This window comes from Allobosea sp. LjRoot237 (assembly GCF_964253285.1).
Lineage (GTDB): Bacteria > Pseudomonadota > Alphaproteobacteria > Rhizobiales > Beijerinckiaceae > Allobosea.
The window spans coordinates 1,360,453-1,382,716 of record NZ_CAXUQP020000001.1 but is presented as its reverse complement, the minus strand read 5'-3'; the positions used below and the strand labels follow the sequence as shown (position 1 = coordinate 1,382,716).

Here is a 22,264-nt window from a genome sequence, read left to right as displayed (position 1 = left end):
CATGAAGATCCTCTACACCGCCCATGGTTCCGCCACCGGCGGCCGTGAAGGCCAGGCCGCGACCGACACCGGCAACGTCAAGCTCGTGCTGAACACGCCAAAGGAGCTCGGCGGCGGTGGCGGCGAGGGCACCAATCCCGAGCAGCTCTTTGCCATGGGCTATTCCGCCTGCTTCCTCGGTGCGCTGAAGTTCGCCGCCGGCAAGGAGAGCGTGAAGATCCCGGACGACGCCCGCGTCAGCGCCGATGTCGGCATCGGCCCGCGCGACGACGGCAAGGGCTTCGGCATCGCCGTCAAGCTGACAATCTCGGCGCCGGGCATCGACAAGGCCAAGCTCGAGGACCTCGTCCAGAAGGCCCATATCGTCTGCCCGTATTCGGACGCGACCCGGGGCAATATCGACGTCGAATTGACGGTTGCGGCCTGAGCTGGCGCAACCCATCTGATCCTCACGGCCGGACATCCCTCCGGCCGTGAGACGATTTGGCCCGCCCCGAGGCGAGCCTCGTTTCCGGAAGCCTCAACCGCAAAGCCTCTGGAACATCCCATGATCGATCGCCGCCATTTCCTGACTGCGGCCGCCGCAGCCGCACTCGCGCCTGCCCTGCCCGCGCACGCCCGCGCTCCCCTGACCGGCGCACAAGTGCCGGGCATCTATCGCCGCAAGCTCGGCGACATCGAGATCACCGCCATCCTCGACGGCTATATCCCGCTTGGCGCCAAATCCTTCGCCAGCGCGGATCCGGCCGCCATCGGCCAGCTCATCGCCGGCGCCGGCCTCGACGAAAGCCTGCCGACCTCGGTCAATGCCTTCGTCGTCAACAGCAAGGACAGGACCTATCTCGTCGACACCGGCTCGGGTGCCTGGAACGCGATGGGCAACACCATGGGCCGGGCCGAGAGCAACCTGCGCGCCGCCGGGATCGACCCCGCGCAGATCGACGCGATCATCCTGACGCACGCCCATCCCGACCATCACGAAGGCCTGCTCACGGCCGAGAGGAGCGCGCGCTTCCCCAACGCCGAGCTGATCATCCACGAGGCCGAGCACGCCTTCTGGCATGATGACGGCATCCTCAGCCAGGTGCCGGCCGAGGTGAAGCCGTTCTTCGCCTCCGCCCGCGGCGCGCTCGCGCCCTATGCCAGCCGCACCCGCAAGGTGAAGGCGGGCGAGGTCGCCCCCGGACTGACGCTCGAGCACGCTCCGGGCCATACGCCGGGACACAGCATCCTGCGGCTATCCTCCGGCAACCAGCAGCTCCTGCTCGTCGGCGACTGCATCCACAATGTCGTGCTGCAGACCGCCCAGCCCGAGATCACCTTCACCTTCGACGCCGACGCCAAGCAGGCCGTCGCCTCGCGCCGGCGCATGCTCGACATGGCGGCTGCCGACAGGCTGGTGATCAGCGGCGCCCACATCCCCTTCCCCGGCTTCGGCAAGGTGAGCAAGGAGGGCAACGGCTATCGCTTCGCCACGGCGGAGTGGAGCTACACGCTCTGATCGCAGCCTTGCGCAAACACGAAAGGGCCGGGATCGCTCCCGGCCCTTTTCGCTGCGATGAGGGTGCCAGCCGGCCTGTAAGCCGGGTTTTGGATGGCCGGGAGATCGCTCCCCCGACGTGACGGCCATTCCTCTGGGACGCACATTGCTGCGCGCCTCGAGCAACCAACCCGGACGACCGGGCCTGGAAACCGGCCCCTCACCCTTGCGGGCGAGCATCGTCCCTATTCGGTTTTGCTCCCGGTGGGGCTTGCCATGCCGTCCCCGTTGCCGGGTCCGCGGTGCGCTCTTACCGCACCTTTTCACCCTTACCCGCCTATGCAGCTTGCGCTGCTCCGGCGCGGCGAGCCCGGAGGCTTGTCGCGCCGTAGCCCCGAAGGGCGAAGGCGGGCGGTTCGATCTCTGTGGCGCTTTCCCTGGGGTCGCCCCCGCCGGACGTTATCCGGCACCGTGTTTCCGTGGAGCCCGGACTTTCCTCCCCCGAAAGAACCTGAGCTCTTGCGGGAGCGGCCGTCCGGCCGACTGGCCGGCACCCTGTGCGCTGTAAAGGCCGGAGCCGTCAAGCGCATACGGAATTCCATCGAGGGATTACGTATTCCGCTCGTTGAAAATCACGCAAGTGCCTGATTTTCAACGATGGATGAATCCGGCATCGCGAAGCGATCTGCCAGACTGAAGCTCAGTTGCTGGCCTGGGTCGCACCGGTGATGGTGCGCACCTTGCCGCAATAGGTGCGGTTGGCGCCGCTCATGCGGGTCGCCATATGGCCGCTCTGGTACTTCATCACGGTGCGGCAGGTGTCGCCGCCGGCGAGCTTGTAGGCCTGGCCGAGATATTTCATGGCATAGCGGGCGTTGGTGTCGGCATCGAGCAGGCCGGCCGCGCCGCCGCTGTAGCCGACGCCGCGCGCTGTCTGATGGCGAATCTGCATCAGGCCGAAGTTCCCGGCATTGGCAGCACGCGGATTGTAGCGGCTCTCGATGCGCACCACGGCATCGGCCAGCGAGAACGGCACGCCATTGGCGGCGGCATGACGGGCGACCAGCGCGCGTAAGCCCTCGGAACCGGCGGGCGCCGCGAGTGGCGTGCGGGCTTCACGAACGGCCTTGCCAGCCTTGGCCTGCGCCTTGCGCCCGCCCTTCGTCTGGGCGGTTTCGGCTGTCTCCTTCTGCGGATCCTGGCCCTGCTCGGCAGCGGCGGCCTGGCGTCGGATTTCGGCCTCCCGCACGATGAAGGCGCGGGCGTCGGTCTCGGCGTTCACCTGGGCAGAAGCGGGTTGAAGAAAGGCCAGGCAAATCGCAAAGGCGGCGCAGCCGCTACCGGAGATTTTGTTCATGCAGAGGGAGCCTCATCTATCTTGTGCAGCGCAAAACGGTGCGGTGAGATGATAGATGAATGTGACGACAATCTGTCCGATACGACAGATGAACGAGCCATTACCGGGTCTCGGCAAATACTTTAGCCTCGTTTCGAGAGCAGTAATTATCATGTATTGAGCGGCGGAACGATTCACCCTGCCCGGCGTTGACGCAGTTATGGCGGCACGCCAAATCATCGCCGCACTGCGACCGTAATTCCCGGTCGCAATGCAAAAAGTCGACTGAGGCTGGGATCGTGTCGCCACGAGCCCGTTCCGATCGGCTTGCACTGCAAGCCGATCGGTAAAACGGTCTCGAGACTAGGAGTGAGAGACGGATTCACCGATCAGGTTGATCCAACCTGATCGGATCCGGCTCTGGAGCGACCCGAGAAGGGGGACCAGGATGAAAAAATTAATGGCAATCGCGGCAGTCGGGCTCGCCCTTGGCGCCTGCACACCGCATGAGGAACGTGTCGGCGGCGGCGCCCTGGTCGGTGCGGCCACCGGTGCCGTGATCGGTGGGCTCGCCACCGGCCGGGCCGGCGGCGCGCTGGCCGGAGCCGCGATCGGCGGAGCCGGCGGCGCGATCATCGGCTCTGCGACCTCGCCCTATCGCCGCGGCGGCTACTACTATGACGACGGCTACGGCGGCTGCCCCTACGGCTATTACCGCGACTATTACGGCCGGCTCTATTGCCGCTGAGCCACGCGCATTCTACGCAGGTGCCATGGCCCGGAACGGCCATGGTGGGTGAGCGATGAAGTCGTCTTTCTGGGGAGCATTGGGCGGCGGCGGCCTCGGCTTTGCCTTGGGCGGACCGCTTGGTGCGCTCGTCGGCGCCGTGGCCGGGCATGTGCTGGTCGATCGCGAGGGCGCGCTGTTCGGCCCCGCGCCCAAGCAGCTGATCTTCACCACAGGCTTGGTGGCGCTCGCCGCCAAGATGGCGCGTGCCGACGGCGTGGTGACGCGCGACGAGATCGCGGCCTTCCAGCGCATCGTCACCGTGCCTCCCGATGAGCAGGCCCATATCGAGCGCCTGTTCGATCTTGCCAAGCAAACCAGCGCCGGCTTCGAGGCCTATGCGCAGCAGATTGCCGAGAGCTTCCGCGACGAGCCGGCCCTGCTCGAGGACGTTCTCGACGGCCTCTTCCTGATCGCCGCCGCCGATAGCGCGATCCACGAGCACGAGCACGCCTATCTGCGCGATGTCGCCACGATCTTTGCCATCGACGAAGCCGGTTTCGCCCGTATCGAGGCCCGCCATCTGCGCCGTCGCGACGATCCCTATCTCGTGCTCGGCGCCAACCGCGAGATGAGCGATGGCGAGCTCAAGCAGCTTCATCGCCGCCTCGTCATCGAGAACCATCCCGATCGCGAAATCGCCCGCGGCCTGCCGCAGGAGGCGATCTGCATCGCGACGCGCCGCCTCGCCGCCATCAATGCTGCCTGGGACGCGATCGAAAGGGAACGCGGCCTCAGCCCCAAGCAGGTTGAACAGGCGTGAGCCTTAGCCTCGCACCCGACAGCCGCTTCGCCGCCAAGGTCTTCCCCTCGCCCAACCATGGCGAGCGCAAGTTCCATGACGGCGCCACCGGTCGCCGCCCGGACACGCTGATCCTGCACTACACCGGCATGCCCGACGCCGGCGAGGCGCTGCAGTGGCTGTGCAACCCGGTCTCGCAGGTCTCCTCGCACTACTTCGTCTTCGAGAACGGCCACACGCTCCAGCTCGTGCCCGAAGCGCGCCGCGCCTGGCATGCCGGCGCCTCGCACTGGGCTGGCGAGACCGACCTCAACTCGGCATCGATCGGCATCGAGATCGCCAATCCCGGCCACCCTGGCGGCCTGCCCGACTTTCCCGAAGTACAGATCGCCGCGACGCTGAACCTCTGCCGCGACATCTGCGAGCGCTGGCGGATCCCGCCCGAGCGGGTGCTCGCCCATTCCGACATCGCGCCCGGCCGCAAGATCGATCCCGGCGAGACATTCCCCTGGCGCCGCTTTGCCGAAGCAGGCGTCGGCCTTTGGACAGAACCAGCACCGATCAAGGGCGGCCGCTTCTTCGCCCGCGGCGATGCCGGCCCGCCGGTCGAGGCGCTGCAGGCAATGTTCGCGATGCTCGGCTACGGCGTCCTTGTCGACGGAACCTATGACGAGCGCTTCGAGGCGGTGGTCGCCGCTTTCCAGCGCCATTGGCGGCCGGAGAAGATCGACGGCGTCGCCGACAGCTCGACCATCACCACGTTGCGCGACCTCCTGGCGCTGGCGCAGGAAGCGCGGACGGCGTGAGCAGCAGCTTCCGGCAAGCTTTCTGCAACATTGCAGCGAGTTAACTCGTCTCGCCTGCCTGAATCTGGCATGCTGTGCGGAATGGAAGGCTGGCTCTCCAGCCGGCCTCGGAGGGTGAACGGACGTGCGTCTCTGGGCAATCGGTGCGGTGGTCGGCGCAGGCGCGCTGGCGGCCGGCTATTTCGCGCTGCGGCCGACCGGCGGCGCCGCCAATGACACACCGTATCGCACCGCCGCGATCGACCGCGGTCGGATCACCGCCTCCGTGCGCGCCAGCGGCACACTGACGCCGATGACCACCGTCGTGGTCGGCTCGCAGCTCTCCGGCCAGATCGTCGAGATCCTCGCCGACTATAATTCGCAGGTGAAGGCCGGCCAGGTCGTCGCCCGCCTCAACAGCGACCAGATCAAGACCCGCCGCGACGCCGCCGCCGCCGATCTGCAGCAGGCGAAGGCCGACCTCGTCGTCAAGCGCGCCCAGCTCGCGCGGGCCAAGGTGGCGCGGACCAAGGCGAACTCGACCGTCAACGACCTCGAGGCCCAGCGCGACCGCACCCGTGCCCAGCTCGCCGACGCCAAGCGCACCCATGATCGCCAGAACGAATTGTTCACGCGCGGCGCCGGCGCGCAGCAGGGCCTCGACAGCGCCCGTACCCAGGTCGAGATCCAGACCGCGACGCTCGCCTCGAACGAGGCGCAGATCGCCTCGCTCCAGGCCGAGATCAGCGGGCTCGACGCCGATATCGCGCTGGCGGAAGGCCAGGTCCAGTCCGGCGAGGCGCTGATCGCCCAGCGCGACGCCAAGCTGAAGGACATCCTGATCGATCTCGAGCGCACCGAGATCCGCTCGCCCGTCGATGGCGTCGTCGTCCAGCGCCAGGTCGATCTCGGCCAGACGGTCGCGGCCTCGCTCTCGGCGCCGGTTCTGTTCCAGATCGCGCAGGACCTGCGCACCATCGACATCTACGCCAATATCGACGAGGCCGATGTCGGCCGGCTCAAGGTCGGCCAGGAGGTCTCGTTCAGCGTCAACGCCTACCCGAACCGCACCTTCCAGGGGAAGGTGCAGATGGTCCGCCTCGGCGCCCAGACCATCCAGAACGTCGTCACCTATACCGGCGTCGTCCGCGTCGAGAACCGTGACCTCGCTTTGCTGCCGGGCATGACCGCCAATCTCCAGATCGTCACCGATGACCGCCAGGACGTGCTGCGCGTGGCCAATGCGGCGCTGCGCTTCCGCCCGCTCGGTGGCCCCACCGCCCTGCCCGCGGCAGCCCCAGCCGAGACGCCGGCGGGACGCGGCGGAGGCAATGGCGGCCGTGCTGCGGGTGCACTGCGCGAGCGCATCGAGGAGGAGGTCCAGCCGACGCCGGAGCAGAAGCAGGCGATCGCCGCGATCATGTCCGAGCAGCGTGCCGGCAACCGCCCGGCCATGGCCGGCCTGTCCGAGGAGGAGCGCCGCGCCGCCTTCCGCGCTGCCCGCACCGAGCTACGCGCCAAGGTCGCCGCCGTGCTCGATCCCGAGCGCCGCGCCAAGTTCGAGGCGCTGATGCAGGAAGGCCGGCCGGCCGCACAAACCGACGTCTCGCCCGGTCGCGTCTATGTGCTCGATGGCGAAGGCCAGCCCAAGCCGGTCGCGATCCGGCTCGGGCCGAGCGACGGCGCCTTCACCCAAATCCTGCCGGCCACCGGCATCGCCGAGGGCATCGAGGTCGTGATCGGCGGCGGCCCACGCAATGCCGAGCCGACGCCGGCCAGCCGCAGCCCGGCCCCGCGCGGCCCGCGCCTGTTCTGAGGGGTGCGGTGGTGAAGCGCTCATTCGCAGACCGTGGGATCCCCTCTCCCGGATGGGAGAGGGGTAGGGGTGAGGGACCGCCGCTGATTATTAGGGCGAAGCGGCTGCCGCGGCGCCTTCTGCGGCTAGGGCGGGCCCTCATCCCACACGGGAGAAGGGTTCCCCGCGTCCTTCGACCCGGCTCTGCGCCACTCTGGGACGCCGCCGGAGCCTCGCCATGCCCCTGATCGAGGTGCGCGATCTCTCCCGGGTCTACGATCTCGACTCCGGTCGCGTCACCGCGCTCGGCGGGGTTTCGCTCGATATCGAGGCTGGCGAACTCGTCGCCGTGATGGGACCGTCGGGCTCCGGCAAGTCGACCTTCATGAACCTGGTCGGCTGCCTCGACCGGCCGACCGGCGGCCATTACCGGCTCGACGACGTCGCGGTCGAGACGCTCTCCAGCGACGGGCTCGCCGCGCTCCGCAATCGCAAGCTCGGTTTCGTCTTCCAGCAGTTCAACCTGCTGCCGCGGGTCGACGCCTGCGCCAATGTCGAGCTGCCGATGGTCTATGCCGGGCTCGACGGCAAGACGCGGCGCGAGCGGGCGCTCGCTGCATTGGCTCGCGTAGGCCTCGCCGACCGCGCGCATCACCGCCCGATGCAGCTTTCCGGCGGCCAGCAGCAGCGAGTCGCCATCGCCCGGGCCCTGGTCAACCAGCCGCGCCTGCTCCTCGCCGACGAGCCAACCGGCGCACTCGACAGCCGCACCGCACTCGAGATCCTCGCCCTGTTCCAGGACCTCAATCGCGAGGGCGTCACCGTCGTGCTGGTGACGCATGATGCCGAGGTCGCCCGCCATGCCCGCCGGGTCGTGCGCTTCCGCGACGGCCATGTCATCGCCGATGTCAGCCAGGAGCCGGCCGATGCGCGCGCCGCGCTCGCCGCGCACGATACTCCGCTGCCGGAGGCCGCCGAATGAGCCTGCTGGAAGCCATCCGCTCCGCGCTCTCCGCCATCGGCGCCAACGCGCTGCGCTCGGCGCTGACCATGCTCGGCATCATCATCGGCGTCGCCGCCGTGATCGCCATGGTCGCGATCGGCTCGGGCGCCCGCGAGCGCGTCGACAGCCAGATCAAGTCGCTCGGCGCCAACCTCGCCATCATCCAGGCCGGCAATGTCACCCAAGGCGGCGTCCGCTTAGGCGCCGGTGCCTCCTCGACCCTGACCGACGAGGATGCGCGCGCCGTCGCGGCCGAGGTCGAGGACGTCGTCGCCTCCGCCTCGGTGATCACCACGCGCGCGCAGGCCGTCTACGCCGGCACCAACTGGTCGACGACGATCACCGCAACCGATCTCGATTTCTTCACCGCCCGCGAATGGGGGCTGGCCGAGGGCCGCCTGTTCGAGCCGGAGGAACTGCGCCGCGGCGAGATCGTCGCGATCATAGGCCAGACCGTGGCGAAGAACCTGTTCGGCGAGAGCGACCCGCTCGGCCAGATGTTCCGCATCCGCAACGTGCCCTTCAAGGTCATCGGCGTGATGGCGGGCAAGGGCCAGTCGGCGCTCGGCCAGGACCAGGACGACGTCATCTTCGTGCCGCTCGACACCGGCCGGCGCCGCATCATCGGCCGCAATTACGCCCGCGATCGCTCGGTCCAGACCATCATGGTCAAGTTCGCCAGCGAGGCAGCGATCAGCCCCGGCATCGAGCAGACGCGCGCCTTGCTGCGCCAGCGCCATCGCCTCGCAGAGGATCAGGAGGACGACTTCATCGTCCGCAACCTGACCGAGATCGCCAACACCGCGACCGCGGCGGCGAGTACTCTCTCCTGGCTGCTGGCAGCGGTCGCCGGCGTCTCGCTGCTGGTCGGCGGCATCGGCATCATGAACATCATGCTGGTCTCGGTGACCGAGCGCACTCGCGAGATCGGCCTGCGCCTCGCCGTCGGCGCCCGCCAGCGCGACGTGCTCTCGCAATTCCTGATCGAGGCGACGACGCTCGCCACCATCGGCGGCGCCGTCGGCATCGCGCTCGGCATCGGCGCCGCCACCGGGATCGCCCGCTTCGCCGGCTGGCCTTTCGTGATCTCGCCCGAAACGATCCTGGTCGCGGTCGGCGTCTCCGGCTTGATCGGCGTCTTCTTCGGCTTCTACCCGGCAAGGCAGGCCGCAAGGCTCGACCCGATCGAGGCGCTCAGGCGGGAGTAGGAGGCCCCTGATGCTGCTGACGGCTGGCACTGGAAGCGCACGCAACGCCGCACCGTCATTCCGGGGCAGCCCGCAGGGCTGAGCCCGGAACCCATGACCACGAGGATCGGGGCGCTTCGGCAACCGCGGCGACCATTCGGCCCTGTCGTGGGCATGGGTTCCGGGCTCGGCGCAGACGCGCCGCCCCGGAATGACGGTGAGGGACCGGCAACAGCTCCTGACGCCGCAATCTTCGTTAACCGTTGCGCTCTAGCGTCAGCGTGCTCGCCCGATCACCCGATGCAAGGCGCAGAGCCAGACGATGCCGCTCTCCGACGCCGAAGCCAGACGTCTCTACGACCAGGCTGCGCTGATGGCCGGCATCGGCGCCTGGGAATGCCGGCTCGCCGACACCCGATTGAGCTGGACCGACGGCATCTACGACCTCTTCGGCCTGCCGCGCGGCTCGGCGATCCACCGCCCTTCGATCGTCGACCTCTACTACGATGACTCGCGTGCCGAGATGGAGCGCCTCCGCGGCCGGCTGATCGCCTCCGGGCAAGGCTTCAGCATGGACGCACGGATCCGCACCGCCGCCGGCGCCGAGCGCTGGATGCGCCTCTCCGCCGCCGTCACGCACGAGCACGGCCGGCCGGTCCGCATCCACGGCGCCAAGCAGGACATCACCGGCGAGAAGGACATGTGGCTGGGCTTGCGCCGGCTCGCCTATAGCGATCCGCTGACCGGCCTCGCCAACCGCCGTGCCTTCGAGATGCAGCTCTCCGACCTGCGCCGCCACACCGGCGATAATTGCGCGCTCGGCGTCCTCGCCATCGTCGACCTCGACAACCTGAAGCCGATCAACGACCGCTTCGGCCATGCCGCGGGCGACGAGTGCCTGCGCCAGATCGCGATGCGGCTTGAGACCTCGCTGAGCGACGCCGCGATCATCGCCCGTATCGGCGGCGACGAATTCGGCCTCCTGCTCTGCTCGGCCGCCGGCCGACCCTATCTGCTTCACCGGCTGGAGCAGGCCCAGCAGGCGCTGGCGCGCCCGGTCGCCTGGCGTGACACCACCATCGCGGTCAGCGCCTCGATCGGCGCCACCATCCTGCGCCCCGGCCTCCTGCACGACCCGGAGCGGCGCTTCGCCGAAGCCGATTCGGCGCTCTATGTCGCCAAGGCCGCCGGCCGCAACTGCCTGCGCCTGTTCGGCGACCCGGTCGAGGTGGCGGGCGACGTGGCGATGGTCGGCGCTGGCGGGTTGCGCGCGGTCTGAGCTAGTAGCTTTGCTGGGTCGGAGCGTCGGTTTTCGACCCATTGCCGAACTTGCGAGCGGCTAGCAGATTGCGCGCACGAAAGCCTGACGCTTGGTTGGGTAGTTAGCGGTAAGGCCGATGTTCTTCGGTGGTAGCTCGAATACTAGCAGCCAGGACCTGCGGCAGCCCTCAAGCGTTTTACCAGCATAGCTGTTGCGGCAGGCATACAGTCGTGGCTGTCCGTCAACGTCTATCATCATTTCGCAAGAGAAATTCGCCGACTTTAGAGCCATAACAAAAGGCGGCGTAACGCCGGCCGGCTTACCACCCCATCGAAGTACAGGACTATTCGGGAGAACGTCAGCCAAGGCGCTCGTTTCGACCTGTTTACCCTTAATGTGCTCGATCGAAGACAGCACGTCTGCAATAGGCCCGCTTGGTGATTGCGGCCTGATGAGCCAAGGATTGCCGACTAGCAAGGCGGCACCCAACCCTGCGGCAAAGCTCCATAGCAACACGCGGCGATAGTTCATCGCAGGCACAAACCTTCCACCAAAGCCGCCTATGTTGTCGATTTCGAGTAAATGCCAGCGGAAAACGATTTTTCGGTTACTATTTTGTTCCGTAGGTTTTTCTTCAATCGGCTGCAGGTGATTGCGTAGAAGTCGACGCTCATGGTCCGCAATCGACCCTGAGCAGATATCACGGCTTGCCAACGCCACTCCGTCCTGTGACGCGCATCTGGCGCCGAACTCGCTGTCGCAAGCGCCGCAACCTTTCGGCAACCTTCTTTGGACCATCGTCCGCAAGCGGGCCGATTCGGCTGACGGCCCTGGTACCGCATCCAAAGTAGCCGCTCGACCCCAGCGTTCGCTGAACGCGAGCGAACAACTCCGTTCAGGTGCGGTTGCAACTGCGGCAGCCATGATCGCCCCCGGCAAATCAGGAGACCTTTCATGCGACATCTATTGATCGCCGCTGCCCTGCTCATCGGCTCTGCCACGGCGGTCAGCACTGCGTCCGCAACCGAGCTCAGCGGATCGCTTCCCTCGGCGACCGCGCAGCAGCTCGACAGGCTGCCGGCCGAGTTCACCGCCAGCGCTGCGAAGCTGCGCCGGATGCAGATCATCCAGGACAACCTCGATCGTCAGCGCTATGGCCGCGGTGGTGGTTATGGACGCGGCTATGGCGACGGTTACGGGCGCGGCTACGGACGCGGTTATGGCGGCGGCTACGGCGGCGGTTACGGTTACCGGCGCGGATATGGCGACGGCTATGGTCGCCCGCGCTACGATCGCTGGTGAGACAAAGCGGCCTCGCTGCGAAGCGGGGCCGCTCCACGCACACGGAGTGCGTGAGCAGAGGCTTGAGGGCTGAGGCGCCCTCGATCCTCGGAGCCGCAACTCCCCTCAAAAAATCGCCGCGGCCTTGTCGGAACCTTCTCCCATCGTTCGTCCTTGAAGCGACAGGCCAATCCCTGGCTTGATGACGCAGCAAGGAGCCCTGCGATGAAGATCATCCAGAACCTCTGGTTCGATAAGGACATGGAGGCGGCGATCAGCCTCTACACCTCGCTGATCCCCAACTCGGCGCTCGAATGGACCAGCGCCCTGCCGGCAGAATCGCCGAGCGGACCGGCCGGCAGCGTCAAGATCGCCTTCTTCACCATCGACGGCCAGCGCTACCAGGCCTTCGAGGCCTGGCGCTCCGACGCCTTCAACCACACCTTCTCGATCATGATCGAATGCGAGACCCAGGCCGAGATCGACCGGCTCTGGGAGGCGCTCGGCGAAGGCGGAAAATTCGAGCAGTGCGGCTGGCTCAAGGATCGCTGGGGCCTGTCCTGGCAGATCACGCCCAAGCGCCTCGGCGAGCTGGTCCGCGATCCCGACCGCGCCAAGGCCAAGCGCGTCGCCGAAGCGATGCTGAAGATGGTCAAGCTCGACATCGCCGAATTGGAAGCCGCAGCGAAGGGCTAAAGCCATTCCAGCGAAAGTGCGAAGCGGTTTCGCGTCCGGAATTGCGTCGGAGAAAACCTCAGGCAGCCTCGGCCGCCTGCCCCATCCGTTCCTTCAGGCGCTTGCCGACCGCAACGATCGCCTCGATCGCCGGCATCAGCTCGAAACCGAGTTCGGTCAGCCCGTACTCGGCCGAGGGCGGCGAATTCGGCACGACGCACCGCTCGACGACGCCCCTGCTTTCCAGGTCACGCAGCCGCTCGCTCAGCATCTTGGCCGAGATCAGCGGCATGTCATGGCGCAGCTCGCCGAAGCGGCGCGGCCCGGCGCTCAGATACCAGATCACATTCGGCGTCCAGGCCTTGCCGAGCACCTGCATGCAGGTGCCGACCGCGCAGGTCGGCGGCGGGTTCTTCGCGCGATTCTTTCGTAACTTCAAAGCCATGAGAAGAATTCTCCGGTTACCGCGAGGATACCGGAAAATTCAGTAACCACAAGTTATCCGGTATACAAAAGTTATCTCGCTCCCTACCCCTGAGCCGCCCGCCAACACGGAGACTGATCAGCATGAAACTCTATTACTCCCCCGGCGCCTGCTCGCTCTCGCCCCATATCGCCCTGCACGAGACAGGCCTGCCCTTTACGCTCGAGAAGGTCGACACCAAGACCAGGACGACCGAGACCGGCGCCGACTTCACCGCCGTCAATCCACGCGGCTATGTCCCGGCTCTGCAGCTCGACAGCGGCGAGGTGCTCACCGAGGGCGCTGCGATCGTCCAGTACATCGCCGACCTGAAGCCGGAGGCGGAGATCGCACCGAAAGCCGGCACGCTCGCCCGCGCGCGGTTGCAGGAAGAGCTGAACTTCATCGCGTCCGAGCTGCACAAGGGCTTCACGCCACTGTTCAACCAGGCCCTGAGCGACAGCGCCAGGAGCGAAGCCAAGGAGAGGGTCGCCCGCCGCCTCGGTGATGTCGAGAACAAGCTCGCCGACGGTCGCTCCTATCTGCTGGGCGAGCGCTTCAGCGTCGCCGATGGCTATCTCTTCGCGGTCGCGAACTGGGCAAAGCACACCGGCGTGGCGCTCGATCCCTGGCCGAAGCTTCGCGCCTTCATGACGCGCATGTCGGATCGGCCGACGGTCAAGCAGGCCATGCAGGCCGAAGGCCTGGTCTGACCGGAGCGCTGCGATGGATCCCCGTTATGCCGAACTCGTCGAGGTGCTGACGCGCTATTTCGACGGCCTCTACCACAGCGATGCCGGCAAGCTCGCCGGGGTCTTCCATCCGCAGGCGATCTACGCCTGCGCCAGCGAGGGCAGCCTCACGCATCTGACCATGGATGCCTACCTGCCCATGGTCGCAAAACGCCTCTCCCCGGCCAGCCGGGGAGAGGCGCGCCGCGACCGCATCCTCTCGATCGAGTTCGCCGGGCCGGTCACCGCCCTCGCCCGCGTCGAATGCGCCATCGGCGAAAAGCACTTCATCGACCTCCTGAGCTTCGTCAGGCTGGCTGGGCACTGGCGCCTGATCGCCAAGGTCTTCCATTTCGACCTTGACCAGGCGGCCGCCTGAACGGCTGAAAGCGCTCCCCGCCGGCAGGCCTTCCCGCCGGCGGCTAGGCACCGGCAGCGGCTCGCCAACCTTGTGACCCATAGTCACCGGGCTGTCGCACGACCTGCCTAGGACTCCGCTGGCCAGGTGGGGAAACCGGCACGGAGAAACGCGCGTGTCCATTGCGGGACGTGCGCGCTGATGCTCGCCGTGACGTCTCGACCCAGCCGCAGAAGCGACCGCGCCCCTTGTCGGAGTCGAGAGCATGCAAGTCGATATCTTCACGCAGGTGATCGTGCCTGTGATCGGTGGCCTGGGCATCTTCATGCTCGGCCTCGAATTCATGAGCAACGGCATCCAGAATCTCGCCGTCAACAAGATGCGGGCGCTGCTCGCCAAGATCGCCGGCACGCCGGTCAAGGGCGTCCTGGCCGGCACCTTCATCACCGGTATCATCCAGTCCTCGACCGCGATGACCGTGATGGTCGTCGGCCTCGTCAACGCCGGTGTGATCGGCCTGCGACCCGCGATCAGCGTGATCATGGGTGCCAATATCGGCACGACCCTCGGCAACGGCCTGATCGCGCTGCCGCTCGGACCGCTCGGCCTGCTGCTCGCCGGCATCTTCGCGCTGGTGCACATCTTCGCCAAGACCGAGAAGGTGAAGAATATCGCGCTCGCCTGCATGGGCTTCGCGCTGATCTTCTACGGCCTCAACCTGATGACCGGCGGCCTGCGCCCCCTGCGCTCGATGCCGGAGGTGATGGGCGTCATCTCCTCGCTCAAGGCCGACAGCTATCTCACTTTGCTCTATTGCGTGCTGATCGCTGCCGGCATCACCGCGATGATCCACTCCTCCTCGGCGACGATCGGCATCGTCATGGGCCTCGGCGCCGCCGGCATCCTCGACTGGAAGACCGCGGTCGCCTTCTCGCTCGGCGCCGACCTCGGCACCACGATCACCTCCTGGATGGCCTCGCTCAACCTGTCGAAGAACGCCAAGCGCGCGGCCTACGCCCATATCTCCTTCAACATCATCGGCGTCGCCATCACGATACCGCTCTTCTTCGTCTCGATGGACGTGCTCACCTGGGCGATGCAGTGGTTCGGCGGCGATCCGGGCGTGCCCGTCATCAAGGACGGCAAGGAGACCTTCCCGCTCATCCCTGTCGCGATCGGCCTCTACTCGACCTTCTTCAACATCTTCAACACCGTCTTGCTCTTCCCCTTCGTCGGCGTCTTCGAGCGTGTGCTGCTGAAGGTTGGCGCGTCGCATCTGGACGATATCGAGGATTACTCGCAGCCGCGCTTCCTCGCCAAGGCGACCGACCACGCCCATGCCGTTGCGAACATCCAGCAGGAGACCGGCCGCTATCTCCAGGCGGCGCAGCTCTTTCTCGACATCGCCCGCAACAAGCCGGACGCGCCGGAGAAGAGCGACGGACACTACGCCGCGATCGACGTGCTCAACCGCGACATCCGCGCCTACACCTCCGGCATGTTCACGTCGGAGATGCCCTATGCCCGCGCCGACCTCGTCGCGAGCCTGATCGAGGAAGAAGACTTCACTGCGAGCCTCGGCGAGACGCTCTACCAGATCGCCCGCCGCATCGAGCGCCAGCCCTTCGGCGCACCTGGCCGGGAGATCGTCGATGGCGTCATCGACCAGGTCGCCGAGGCGATGCGCGCCATCGTGCCGGCCGGGCAGGACGGGCCGCTCGTCTCCGCCGAAGCCGAGCCGCGGATCTCCGCCCTGACGGCTGTCCGCGAGCGCTGCCTGCGGCTCGGCGCCGAGCTGCCCTGGGTCGAGCGCGGCGCGATCCTGGCGCTGCTCGGCTCGGCCGAGCGCGCTTACTTCCTGATCGAGCGCATCGATGAGGAGCGTCGCTCGGTCTCGCGTGTCGTGCCGGTGACGGAAACCAGCAAGCAGACCCGCGAAGCCGGCGATTTCGGCACCGCCGCCGTGCCGGCCTGAGCAGGTCCAGAATAGATCGACAACGAGCGGGCCGCCTTCGGGCGGCCCGTTTGCCGTTTCTGCTCGTCCTTTTTCGTCATTGCGAGCGCAGCGAAGCGATCCAGGAGGGACTCTCGCTCGCCGGCGGGCAGAAGGGCTTTGCCGTGATGGCGCAGCGCTGCGGCGGGTGAGCAGCTTCGTTGGAGGCGCGGGATCCCCTCTCCTGGAAGGAGAGGGGTAGGGGTGAGGTGTTCGGACTGGAAACGTTCGCCTGAACCTGACCGCGCGGTGAGCTCTCACTGCACTGGCCACAAGGCCCGCCGTCTGGGAGAGGGTTCCCCGCGCCTGCTCCTTACAATCTGGCTGCAGCCGCTCGAAAGCCATGGCTCTTCGCGCCCCATGCGACCACGAACGTAGCGGCGAGAAGCGCGGCCAGTACCCACGGAAAAGGTGCGACGCCGAGTCCGCTCAGCAGCAATCCGCCGACGATGCCGCCCCCCGCGATGGCCAGATTCCATGTCGTGACCAGCATCGACTGCGCGACATCGGCCGCATTGCCGGCCGCCTTGGCCGACGCGGTCTGGAACAGTGTCCCCACCCCGCCGAATGCCAGCCCCCAGACGGCGACCGCGCCGTAGATCACCCCCGGCACCGTTCCGGCAATACCGAGCGCCAGGGCGGAGAAGCCGAACAACGCGACGCTCGCCAGAACCAGTTCGCGCAGCCAGCGATCGATCAGGACGCCTGTGATCCAGATGCCGAGCAGCGACGCAACGCCGAAAACCAGCAACACGACATCGGTCCGGTCCTTGATGCCGGCCGGCTCGAGGAAGGGAGCGATATAGGTGTAGAGGGTGTTGTGGGCCAGCACATAGGCGAAGACCACGAACAGGACCGGCCGCAGGCCCGGCAGCATGAACACCGTCTTCAGTCCGAATTCCTGCCCCCGCTTCTGGCCGGGAAAATCGGGCACCTTGGCCAGCACCCAGACGACGAGGAGCACCGTCAGCCCGCTCATCACGCCGAAGGTCCAGCGCCAGCCCAGGAGCGTGCCGAGGAACGTTCCCGTCGGAATGCCGAGCGAGAGGGCAAGCGGCGCCCCGACCATGGCGATGGCGATAGCGCGACCCTGCAGATAGTCGGGCACCATGCGCGCGGCATAACCCGCCGCCAGTGCCCAGAGCAGGCCCGCGCTCATGCCGGCGACGAAACGGGCAACCAACGTGACGGCATAGCTGTCGGAAACGGCCGTCACCGTATTGACGATCGCGAAACCGCCGATGGCGATCAGCAGCAGCGTGCGCCGCCGCCAGTTCTGCGTGGCGATCGTCAAGGGAATGGCGGAGACGAGCGAGCCAACCGCGTAGACGGTGACGAGCTGGCCGATCAGCGCCTCGGACTTTCCCAGGCTCTCAGCCATCTGTGGGAGTAGCCCCGACGGCAGGATTTCGGTCAGGAGCGTGATGAAGGCCGCCATGGCGAGCGCCAGCAGGCCCCCCAGCGGCAGCCTCGCATCGGCTGCACCAGTCGATAGCGTGTTCGTCGCGGATGTCATTGGCAGGGCGCTTTCAAAGATGTGTCGGCGCTTGAGGTAGTCGGTTCCCAATAAACGAAAAACAGGAGACAATTCACAACACTTTGGACATTTCTGTCATGCATGGGCGATCGCGATATGGACAGCCTCGGAGCCCTCTTCGCCTTCGTGCACGCGGCCGATGCCGGTGGTTTCACCGAAGCCGGCCGCAAGCTCGGCATCTCGGCATCGGCCGTCAGCAAGGCCGTGGCGCGTCTGGAGGGTCGGCTTGGCGCACGGCTGTTCCATCGTTCGACCCGCAGCGTCACGCTGACGCCGGAGGGCGCGATCTTCCTCGAACGCTGCCGGCGCATTCTCTGCGAATACGAGGCCGCCGAGCTGGAGCTGTCGCAGAGCCAAACGGCGCCGCAAGGCAAGCTGCGTGTCAGCCTGCCCTCGATGAGCATGATGCCGTTGGCGAAACTCGCCGCATTCAAACGACGTTACCCGGAGGTGGAGCTGGAGCTGGATGCCACCGACCGGGTGGTCGATGTGATCGGCGAGGGTTTCGATGTGGTGATCCGCACCGGAGAGCATGCCGATTCCAGGCTGATGACCCGCACGCTCGGCTATTTCCGCCGGCCGATTGTCGGTTCGCCGGACTATTTCCGCCAGATGGGAACTCCGGAAACGCCGGAGGATCTCGCCCGGCATTCCCGCCTCGTTTATCGCTACGCCTCCACGGGAAAGCTCGACCAATGGCCCTTGTCCAGGAATGGCGAGCCCGTGCAGATCGACATGCCGATCAGCGTGGTGACGAACGCGCTCGAAGCGCAGATCGGCCTCGCCGAAAGCGGGCTCGGCATCGCCTGTGTTCCCGACCTATCGGTCGTGGCGCAATTGCAGCGGGGCTCGCTCGTCACCGTCCTCGACAGCTATGTGGAGGTGCGGACGAAGCTCAGCCTGATGTGGCCTGCGAGCCGCTACGCCTCGCCCAAATTGCGAGCCTTTGTTGACTTTGCGGCCGAAGAGTTCCTGGCCGCATGACCCCGCCTTGGCGCGCTCGCAGCGAGGCGCCCTACTCCGCTGCCTCCGCATAGGCGCTCGGCTCGTAGTTCAGGATCGGCGAGAGCCAGCGCTCGACCTCGCGGATATCCATGCCCTTGCGGACCGCATAATCCTCGGCCTGGTCGCGCTCGACCTTGGCGACGCCGAAATAATAGGCGTCCGGATGCGAGAGATAGAGGCCGGAGACCGAGGAACCCGGCCACATCGCATAGCTCTCGGTCAGCTTGACGCCAACACGGCGCTCGGCCTGGAGCAGCTCGAACAGGGTCGCCTTCTCGGTATGGTCCGGCTGGGCCGGATAGCCCGGCGCCGGGCGGATGCCCTGGTATTCCTCGCGGATCAGGTCTTCGTTCGAGTAGGCCTCGTCTGGGGCATAGGCCCAGAACTCGGTGCGCACGCGCTGGTGCATGCGCTCGGCGAAGGCCTCGGCGATGCGGTCCGCCAGCGCCTTGACCATGATCGAGCGGTAATCGTCGTTGTCGCGCGCGAATTTCTCCGAGATGCGCTCCTCTTCCGCGCCCGAGGTCACCACGAAGGCGCCGACATAGTCCGGCCGCTCGATGCCCTCAGGCGCGACGAAGTCGGAGATGCACATGTTCGGCTTGCCGTCGCGCTTGGAGAGCTGCTGGCGCAGGCCGTGGAAGGTGGCGAGCGTCTCCTGCCGGCTCTCGCCGGTATAGAGGCGGATGTCGTCGCCGACCGCATTCGCGGGCCAGAAGCCGATCACCGCCTTCGGGTTGAACCAGCGCTCCTCGACGACCCGCTTCAGCATCGCCTGCGCATCGTCCCAGAGCTGGCGCGCGGCCTCGCCCTGCTTCTCGTCCTCGAGGATCGCCGGGTAGCGGCCCTTCAGCTCCCAGGTCTGGAAGAACGGTGTCCAGTCGATCAGCGGCACGAGCTCGGAGAGATCATAGGTCCGGAAGACGCGGGTGCCGAGGAAGGTTGGCTTCGGCGGCTGGTAGCCGGCCCAGTCCGGCTTGAAGGCGTTGGCGCGGGCCTTCGCCAGCGGCAGGCGCTGCTTGTCGGCCTCCGAGCGGCGATGCGCGGCGGCGACCTTCTCGTACTCGGCCTGGATGGCCTCGACATAGGCGGGTTTCTGGTCCTGCGAGAGCAGGCTGGAGACGACGCCGACAGCGCGCGAGGCATCGGTGACATAGACCGTCTGGCCCTGATTGTAGGCCGGATGGATCTTCACCGCCGTGTGGACGCGGCTCGTCGTCGCCCCGCCGATCAAGAGCGGGATGTCGAAGCCCTCGCGCTCCATCTCGGAGGCGACGGTGACCATCTCGTCGAGCGAGGGCGTGATCAGCCCGGAGAGGCCGATGATGTCGACCTTCTCCTTGCGGGCGGTGTCGAGGATCTTCTGCGTCGGCACCATCACGCCGAGGTCGATCACCTCGTAATTGTTGCACTGGAGCACGACGCCGACGATGTTCTTGCCGATGTCGTGGACATCGCCCTTCACCGTCGCCATCAGCACCTTGCCGGCGGCCGAGCGCTCGCCGCCGCCGTTGAGGCGCTTCTCCTCCTCCATGTACGGCATGAGATAGGCGACGGCCTGCTTCATCACGCGGGCCGACTTCACCACCTGCGGCAGGAACATCTTGCCGGCTCCGAACAGATCGCCGACGACGTTCATCCCGGCCATCAGGGGCCCCTCGATGACGTGGAGCGGCTTCTCGGCCTGCGCCCTCGCCTCTTCCGTATCGCGGTCGATGAACTCGGTGATGCCGTTGACCAGCGCGTGCTCCAGGCGCTTGTGCACATCGGCCTCGCGCCAGGCGAGGTCCTTGCCCGAGACCGCCTGCGAACCGTCGCCCTTGAAGCGCGGCGCGGCATCGAGCAGCCGTTCGGTCGAATCCTTGCGACGGTTGAGGACGACGTCCTCGCAGAGTTCGCGCAGTTCGGGATCGAGGTCATCATAGGAGCCGAGCTGGCCGGCATTCACGATGCCCATGTCCATCCCGACCTTGATGCAATGGTACAGGAAGACCGAATGCATGGCTTCGCGGACCTTCTCATTGCCGCGGAAGGAGAAGGACAGGTTCGAGACACCGCCGGAGATATGGGCGTGCGGCAGGGTCTCGCGGATCGTGCGGGTCGCGTTGATGAAGTCGTTGCCGTAGTTGTCGTGCTCCTCGATGCCGGTCGCCACCGCGAAGATGTTCGGATCGAAGATGATGTCCTCGGGCGGGAAGCCCGCCTGCTCGGTCAAGAGCTTGTAGGCGCGCGTGCAGATCTCGATCTTGCGCTGATAGGTGTCGGCCTGGCCGGTCTCGTCGAAGGCCATGACCACGACGGCGGCGCCGTATTGCCGGCAGATGCGGGCGTGCTCGAGGAAGGCCGCCTCGCCCTCCTTCATCGAGATCGAGTTGACGATCGGCTTGCCCTGGATCGTCTTGAGGCCCGCCTCGATGACATGGAACTTCGAGGAATCGACCATGATCGGCACGCGGCTGATGTCCGGCTCCGAGGCGATCAGGTTGCAGAACTCGGTCATCGCCTTCTCGGAATCGAGCAGGCCCTCGTCCATGTTGATGTCGATGACCTGTGCGCCGTTGGCGACCTGGTCGCGTGCCACGTCGAGCGCCGCGGCGAAGTCACCGGCGGTGACCAACTTGCGGAACTTCGCCGAGCCGGTGACGTTGGTGCGCTCGCCGATATTGACGAACGGAATGGTCTCGTCGAGCGTGAACGGCTCAAGCCCGGCGAGCCTGAGATAAGGCTTCGGCTCCGGCACGCCGCGCGGCGCCTTGCCGGCGACAGCCTCCGAGATCGCGCGGATATGGTCCGGCGTGGTGCCGCAGCAGCCGCCAACCATGTTGACGAAGCCGGCATCGGCGAACTCCGCCAGCATCTTGGCCGTCGCCTCAGGCCGCTCGTCATAGAGGCCGAACTCGTTGGGCAGGCCGGCATTCGGATAGGCGCAGACCAGGGTGCCGGCGACGCGCGACATGTCCTTGATATGGGCGCGCATCTCGCGGGCGCCGAGCGCGCAGTTGAGGCCGATCGTCAGCGGGTTTGCATGACGCACTGCGTTCCAGAACGCCTCGACCGTCTGGCCCGAGAGCGTGCGACCGGAGAGGTCGGTGATCGTGCCGGAGATCATCACCGGCAGCTTCAGGCTCTTCTCGCGAAAAACCTCCTGAATCGCGACGATCGCGGCCTTGGCGTTGAGCGTGTCGAAGATCGTCTCGATCAGCAGCAGCTCCGAGCCACCGTCGATCAGCCCGCGCACCTGCTCGGCATAGGCGTCGCGCACCTGGTCGAAGGTGACGGCGCGATAGCCGGGATTGTTGACGTCGGGCGAGATCGACAGCGTGCGGTTGGTCGGGCCGATCGCGCCGGCGACGAAGCGGCGCCGTCCATCCTCCTTGCGGGCGATCTCGGCGGCCTCGCGCGCGAGCCGGGCGCATTCGACGTTGAGCTCATAGACGATCGCCTCCATGCCGTAATCGGCCTGGGCGATCGAGGTGCCGGAGAAGGTGTTGGTCTCGACGATGTCGGCGCCGGCCCGGTAATAGGCGAGATGGATGTCGCGCAGCGCATCCGGCAGCGTCAGGGCGATCAGGTCGTTATTGCCCTTGAGGTCGTGGTTCCAGCCCTTGAAGCGCTCGCCGCGGAAATCGGCCTCGGTCAGCTTCAGGTTCTGGATCTGCGTCCCCATCGCGCCATCGAGGATGAGGATGCGCTCGGAAGCGGCCTGGCGCAGGGCGCGCTCGATCTCGGCGCCGTCGACGGGAGTGGGCTTGTAGTCGGACATCGTTACGCTTTCCAACCGGAAACGGGTCTGCTCAAAAATCAGCCCTCATCCTGAGGAGCGATCGCAGATCGCGTCTCGAAGG

The 22,264-nt window shown here is 66.6% G+C and carries 20 protein-coding genes and 1 other RNA gene; 15 read left to right on the top strand and 6 right to left on the bottom strand.

Annotated elements, in window-relative coordinates; genetic code table 11:
- Position 1: 1 nt before the first annotated feature.
- Both ACSQ24_RS06700 and ACSQ24_RS06695 read left to right on the top strand, forming a co-directional pair.
- Positions 2 to 427 carry an organic hydroperoxide resistance protein gene (locus ACSQ24_RS06700; RefSeq protein WP_427363684.1) on the top strand — a complete coding sequence of 142 codons (426 nt, stop codon included), beginning with the start codon at positions 2 to 4 and terminating at the stop codon, positions 425 to 427.
- A 120-nt stretch (positions 428 to 547) separates the two neighbouring features.
- Complete coding sequence (locus ACSQ24_RS06695; protein WP_436093935.1) at positions 548 to 1,501, top strand: MBL fold metallo-hydrolase; 954 nt, start codon at positions 548 to 550, stop codon at positions 1,499 to 1,501.
- Positions 1,502 to 1,563: 62 nt separating this feature from the next.
- Here ACSQ24_RS06695 and rnpB read toward each other — a convergent pair.
- Positions 1,564 to 2,027, bottom strand: an RNA gene (gene rnpB / locus ACSQ24_RS06690) — RNase P RNA component class A.
- Between the two features lie 153 nt (positions 2,028 to 2,180).
- Complete coding sequence (locus ACSQ24_RS06685) at positions 2,181 to 2,837, bottom strand: lytic transglycosylase domain-containing protein (RefSeq protein WP_436093934.1); 657 nt, start codon at positions 2,835 to 2,837, stop codon at positions 2,181 to 2,183.
- Between the two features lie 427 nt (positions 2,838 to 3,264).
- On the opposite strand from ACSQ24_RS06685, the gene ACSQ24_RS06680 reads away from it, so the two are divergent.
- The 7 genes from ACSQ24_RS06680 (at position 3,265) to ACSQ24_RS06650 (ending at position 10,394) form a co-directional block, all read left to right on the top strand.
- On the top strand, positions 3,265 to 3,564 hold the full coding sequence (locus ACSQ24_RS06680) for a glycine zipper domain-containing protein (protein WP_436093933.1): 300 nt from the start codon (positions 3,265 to 3,267) through the stop codon (positions 3,562 to 3,564).
- Between the two features lie 55 nt (positions 3,565 to 3,619).
- On the top strand, positions 3,620 to 4,366 hold the full coding sequence (locus ACSQ24_RS06675) for a TerB family tellurite resistance protein (RefSeq protein ID WP_436093932.1): 747 nt from the start codon (positions 3,620 to 3,622) through the stop codon (positions 4,364 to 4,366).
- Positions 4,363 to 5,151 carry an N-acetylmuramoyl-L-alanine amidase gene (locus tag ACSQ24_RS06670; RefSeq protein WP_436093931.1) on the top strand — a complete coding sequence of 263 codons (789 nt, stop codon included), beginning with the start codon at positions 4,363 to 4,365 and terminating at the stop codon, positions 5,149 to 5,151. The genes ACSQ24_RS06675 and ACSQ24_RS06670 overlap by 4 nt, the downstream gene beginning before the upstream one ends.
- A 124-nt stretch (positions 5,152 to 5,275) precedes the next feature.
- Positions 5,276 to 6,946: an efflux RND transporter periplasmic adaptor subunit gene (locus tag ACSQ24_RS06665; protein WP_436093930.1), complete on the top strand. Its 1,671-nt coding sequence runs from the start codon at positions 5,276 to 5,278 to the stop codon at positions 6,944 to 6,946.
- 217 nt (positions 6,947 to 7,163) lie between these two features.
- Complete coding sequence (locus ACSQ24_RS06660) at positions 7,164 to 7,907, top strand: ABC transporter ATP-binding protein (protein ID WP_436093929.1); 744 nt, start codon at positions 7,164 to 7,166, stop codon at positions 7,905 to 7,907.
- Positions 7,904 to 9,136, top strand: coding sequence for an ABC transporter permease (locus tag ACSQ24_RS06655; RefSeq protein WP_436093928.1), 1,233 nt, complete (start codon positions 7,904 to 7,906; stop codon positions 9,134 to 9,136). The genes ACSQ24_RS06660 and ACSQ24_RS06655 overlap by 4 nt, the downstream gene beginning before the upstream one ends.
- A gap of 301 nt (positions 9,137 to 9,437) precedes the next feature.
- Positions 9,438 to 10,394, top strand: a complete 957-nt coding sequence (locus ACSQ24_RS06650; protein ID WP_436093927.1) for a diguanylate cyclase domain-containing protein — start codon at positions 9,438 to 9,440, stop codon at positions 10,392 to 10,394.
- A 60-nt stretch (positions 10,395 to 10,454) separates the two neighbouring features.
- Here ACSQ24_RS06650 and ACSQ24_RS06645 read toward each other — a convergent pair whose 3' ends face one another.
- Positions 10,455 to 11,300: a hypothetical protein gene (locus ACSQ24_RS06645; protein ID WP_436093926.1), complete on the bottom strand. Its 846-nt coding sequence runs from the start codon at positions 11,298 to 11,300 to the stop codon at positions 10,455 to 10,457.
- 30 nt (positions 11,301 to 11,330) lie between these two features.
- Here ACSQ24_RS06645 and grrA point away from each other — a divergent pair, with 30 nt between their 5' ends.
- Positions 11,331 to 11,678, top strand: coding sequence for a GrrA/OscA1 family cyclophane-containing rSAM-modified RiPP (gene grrA, locus ACSQ24_RS06640; protein ID WP_436093925.1), 348 nt, complete (start codon positions 11,331 to 11,333; stop codon positions 11,676 to 11,678).
- A 204-nt stretch (positions 11,679 to 11,882) separates the two neighbouring features.
- Positions 11,883 to 12,353: a VOC family protein gene (locus ACSQ24_RS06635; protein ID WP_436093924.1), complete on the top strand. Its 471-nt coding sequence runs from the start codon at positions 11,883 to 11,885 to the stop codon at positions 12,351 to 12,353.
- A 58-nt stretch (positions 12,354 to 12,411) separates the two neighbouring features.
- Here the strand turns inward: ACSQ24_RS06635 and ACSQ24_RS06630 are convergent, their stop codons facing one another.
- The gene (locus tag ACSQ24_RS06630) at positions 12,412 to 12,777 is read right to left on the bottom strand and encodes a winged helix-turn-helix transcriptional regulator (protein ID WP_436093923.1); all 366 of its coding nucleotides are present in this window, start codon (positions 12,775 to 12,777) and stop codon (positions 12,412 to 12,414) included.
- Positions 12,778 to 12,899: 122 nt separating this feature from the next.
- Here ACSQ24_RS06630 and gstA point away from each other — a divergent pair, with 122 nt between their 5' ends.
- The 3 genes from gstA to ACSQ24_RS06615 all read left to right on the top strand — a co-directional run bounded on the left by gstA (position 12,900) and on the right by ACSQ24_RS06615 (position 15,859).
- Positions 12,900 to 13,508, top strand: coding sequence for a glutathione transferase GstA (gene gstA, locus ACSQ24_RS06625; protein WP_436093922.1), 609 nt, complete (start codon positions 12,900 to 12,902; stop codon positions 13,506 to 13,508).
- Between the two features lie 13 nt (positions 13,509 to 13,521).
- Entirely contained in the window at positions 13,522 to 13,905 is a 384-nt protein-coding gene (locus ACSQ24_RS06620) for a nuclear transport factor 2 family protein (RefSeq protein ID WP_436093921.1), read from the top strand.
- A gap of 244 nt (positions 13,906 to 14,149) precedes the next feature.
- The gene (locus ACSQ24_RS06615; RefSeq protein WP_436093920.1) at positions 14,150 to 15,859 is read left to right on the top strand and encodes a Na/Pi cotransporter family protein; all 1,710 of its coding nucleotides are present in this window, start codon (positions 14,150 to 14,152) and stop codon (positions 15,857 to 15,859) included.
- A gap of 331 nt (positions 15,860 to 16,190) precedes the next feature.
- Here ACSQ24_RS06615 and ACSQ24_RS06610 read toward each other — a convergent pair whose 3' ends face one another.
- Positions 16,191 to 17,315: an MFS transporter gene (locus ACSQ24_RS06610; protein WP_436093919.1), complete on the bottom strand. Its 1,125-nt coding sequence runs from the start codon at positions 17,313 to 17,315 to the stop codon at positions 16,191 to 16,193.
- Between the two features lie 195 nt (positions 17,316 to 17,510).
- On the opposite strand from ACSQ24_RS06610, the gene ACSQ24_RS06605 reads away from it, so the two are divergent.
- Positions 17,511 to 18,398: a LysR family transcriptional regulator gene (locus ACSQ24_RS06605; protein ID WP_436093918.1), complete on the top strand. Its 888-nt coding sequence runs from the start codon at positions 17,511 to 17,513 to the stop codon at positions 18,396 to 18,398.
- A 31-nt stretch (positions 18,399 to 18,429) separates the two neighbouring features.
- On the opposite strand, the gene metH is transcribed toward ACSQ24_RS06605, so the two are convergent.
- Positions 18,430 to 22,182 carry a methionine synthase gene (gene metH / locus ACSQ24_RS06600; RefSeq protein ID WP_436093917.1) on the bottom strand — a complete coding sequence of 1,251 codons (3,753 nt, stop codon included), beginning with the start codon at positions 22,180 to 22,182 and terminating at the stop codon, positions 18,430 to 18,432.
- Positions 22,183 to 22,264: the final 82 nt, after the last annotated feature.

What these genes read in the sequence shown, in the direction of transcription:
- ACSQ24_RS06610 (WP_436093919.1), bottom strand. Translation starts at nt 17,315, where the DNA reads ATGGCGGCCTTCATCACGCTCCTGACCGAAATCCTGCCGTCGGGGCTA.
- ACSQ24_RS06635 (WP_436093924.1), top strand. Translation starts at nt 11,883, where the DNA reads ATGAAGATCATCCAGAACCTCTGGTTCGATAAGGACATGGAGGCGGCG.
- ACSQ24_RS06645 (WP_436093926.1), bottom strand. Translation starts at nt 11,300, where the DNA reads ATGGCTGCCGCAGTTGCAACCGCACCTGAACGGAGTTGTTCGCTCGCG.
- ACSQ24_RS06695 (WP_436093935.1), top strand. Translation starts at nt 548, where the DNA reads ATGATCGATCGCCGCCATTTCCTGACTGCGGCCGCCGCAGCCGCACTC.
- ACSQ24_RS06685 (WP_436093934.1), bottom strand. Translation starts at nt 2,837, where the DNA reads ATGAACAAAATCTCCGGTAGCGGCTGCGCCGCCTTTGCGATTTGCCTG.
- ACSQ24_RS06615 (WP_436093920.1), top strand. Translation starts at nt 14,150, where the DNA reads ATGCAAGTCGATATCTTCACGCAGGTGATCGTGCCTGTGATCGGTGGC.
- ACSQ24_RS06700 (WP_427363684.1), top strand. Translation starts at nt 2, where the DNA reads ATGAAGATCCTCTACACCGCCCATGGTTCCGCCACCGGCGGCCGTGAA.
- metH (WP_436093917.1), bottom strand. Translation starts at nt 22,182, where the DNA reads ATGTCCGACTACAAGCCCACTCCCGTCGACGGCGCCGAGATCGAGCGC.
- ACSQ24_RS06680 (WP_436093933.1), top strand. Translation starts at nt 3,265, where the DNA reads ATGAAAAAATTAATGGCAATCGCGGCAGTCGGGCTCGCCCTTGGCGCC.
- grrA (WP_436093925.1), top strand. Translation starts at nt 11,331, where the DNA reads ATGCGACATCTATTGATCGCCGCTGCCCTGCTCATCGGCTCTGCCACG.
- ACSQ24_RS06620 (WP_436093921.1), top strand. Translation starts at nt 13,522, where the DNA reads ATGGATCCCCGTTATGCCGAACTCGTCGAGGTGCTGACGCGCTATTTC.
- gstA (WP_436093922.1), top strand. Translation starts at nt 12,900, where the DNA reads ATGAAACTCTATTACTCCCCCGGCGCCTGCTCGCTCTCGCCCCATATC.
- ACSQ24_RS06630 (WP_436093923.1), bottom strand. Translation starts at nt 12,777, where the DNA reads ATGGCTTTGAAGTTACGAAAGAATCGCGCGAAGAACCCGCCGCCGACC.
- ACSQ24_RS06675 (WP_436093932.1), top strand. Translation starts at nt 3,620, where the DNA reads ATGAAGTCGTCTTTCTGGGGAGCATTGGGCGGCGGCGGCCTCGGCTTT.
- ACSQ24_RS06660 (WP_436093929.1), top strand. Translation starts at nt 7,164, where the DNA reads ATGCCCCTGATCGAGGTGCGCGATCTCTCCCGGGTCTACGATCTCGAC.
- ACSQ24_RS06655 (WP_436093928.1), top strand. Translation starts at nt 7,904, where the DNA reads ATGAGCCTGCTGGAAGCCATCCGCTCCGCGCTCTCCGCCATCGGCGCC.
- ACSQ24_RS06605 (WP_436093918.1), top strand. Translation starts at nt 17,511, where the DNA reads ATGGACAGCCTCGGAGCCCTCTTCGCCTTCGTGCACGCGGCCGATGCC.
- ACSQ24_RS06650 (WP_436093927.1), top strand. Translation starts at nt 9,438, where the DNA reads ATGCCGCTCTCCGACGCCGAAGCCAGACGTCTCTACGACCAGGCTGCG.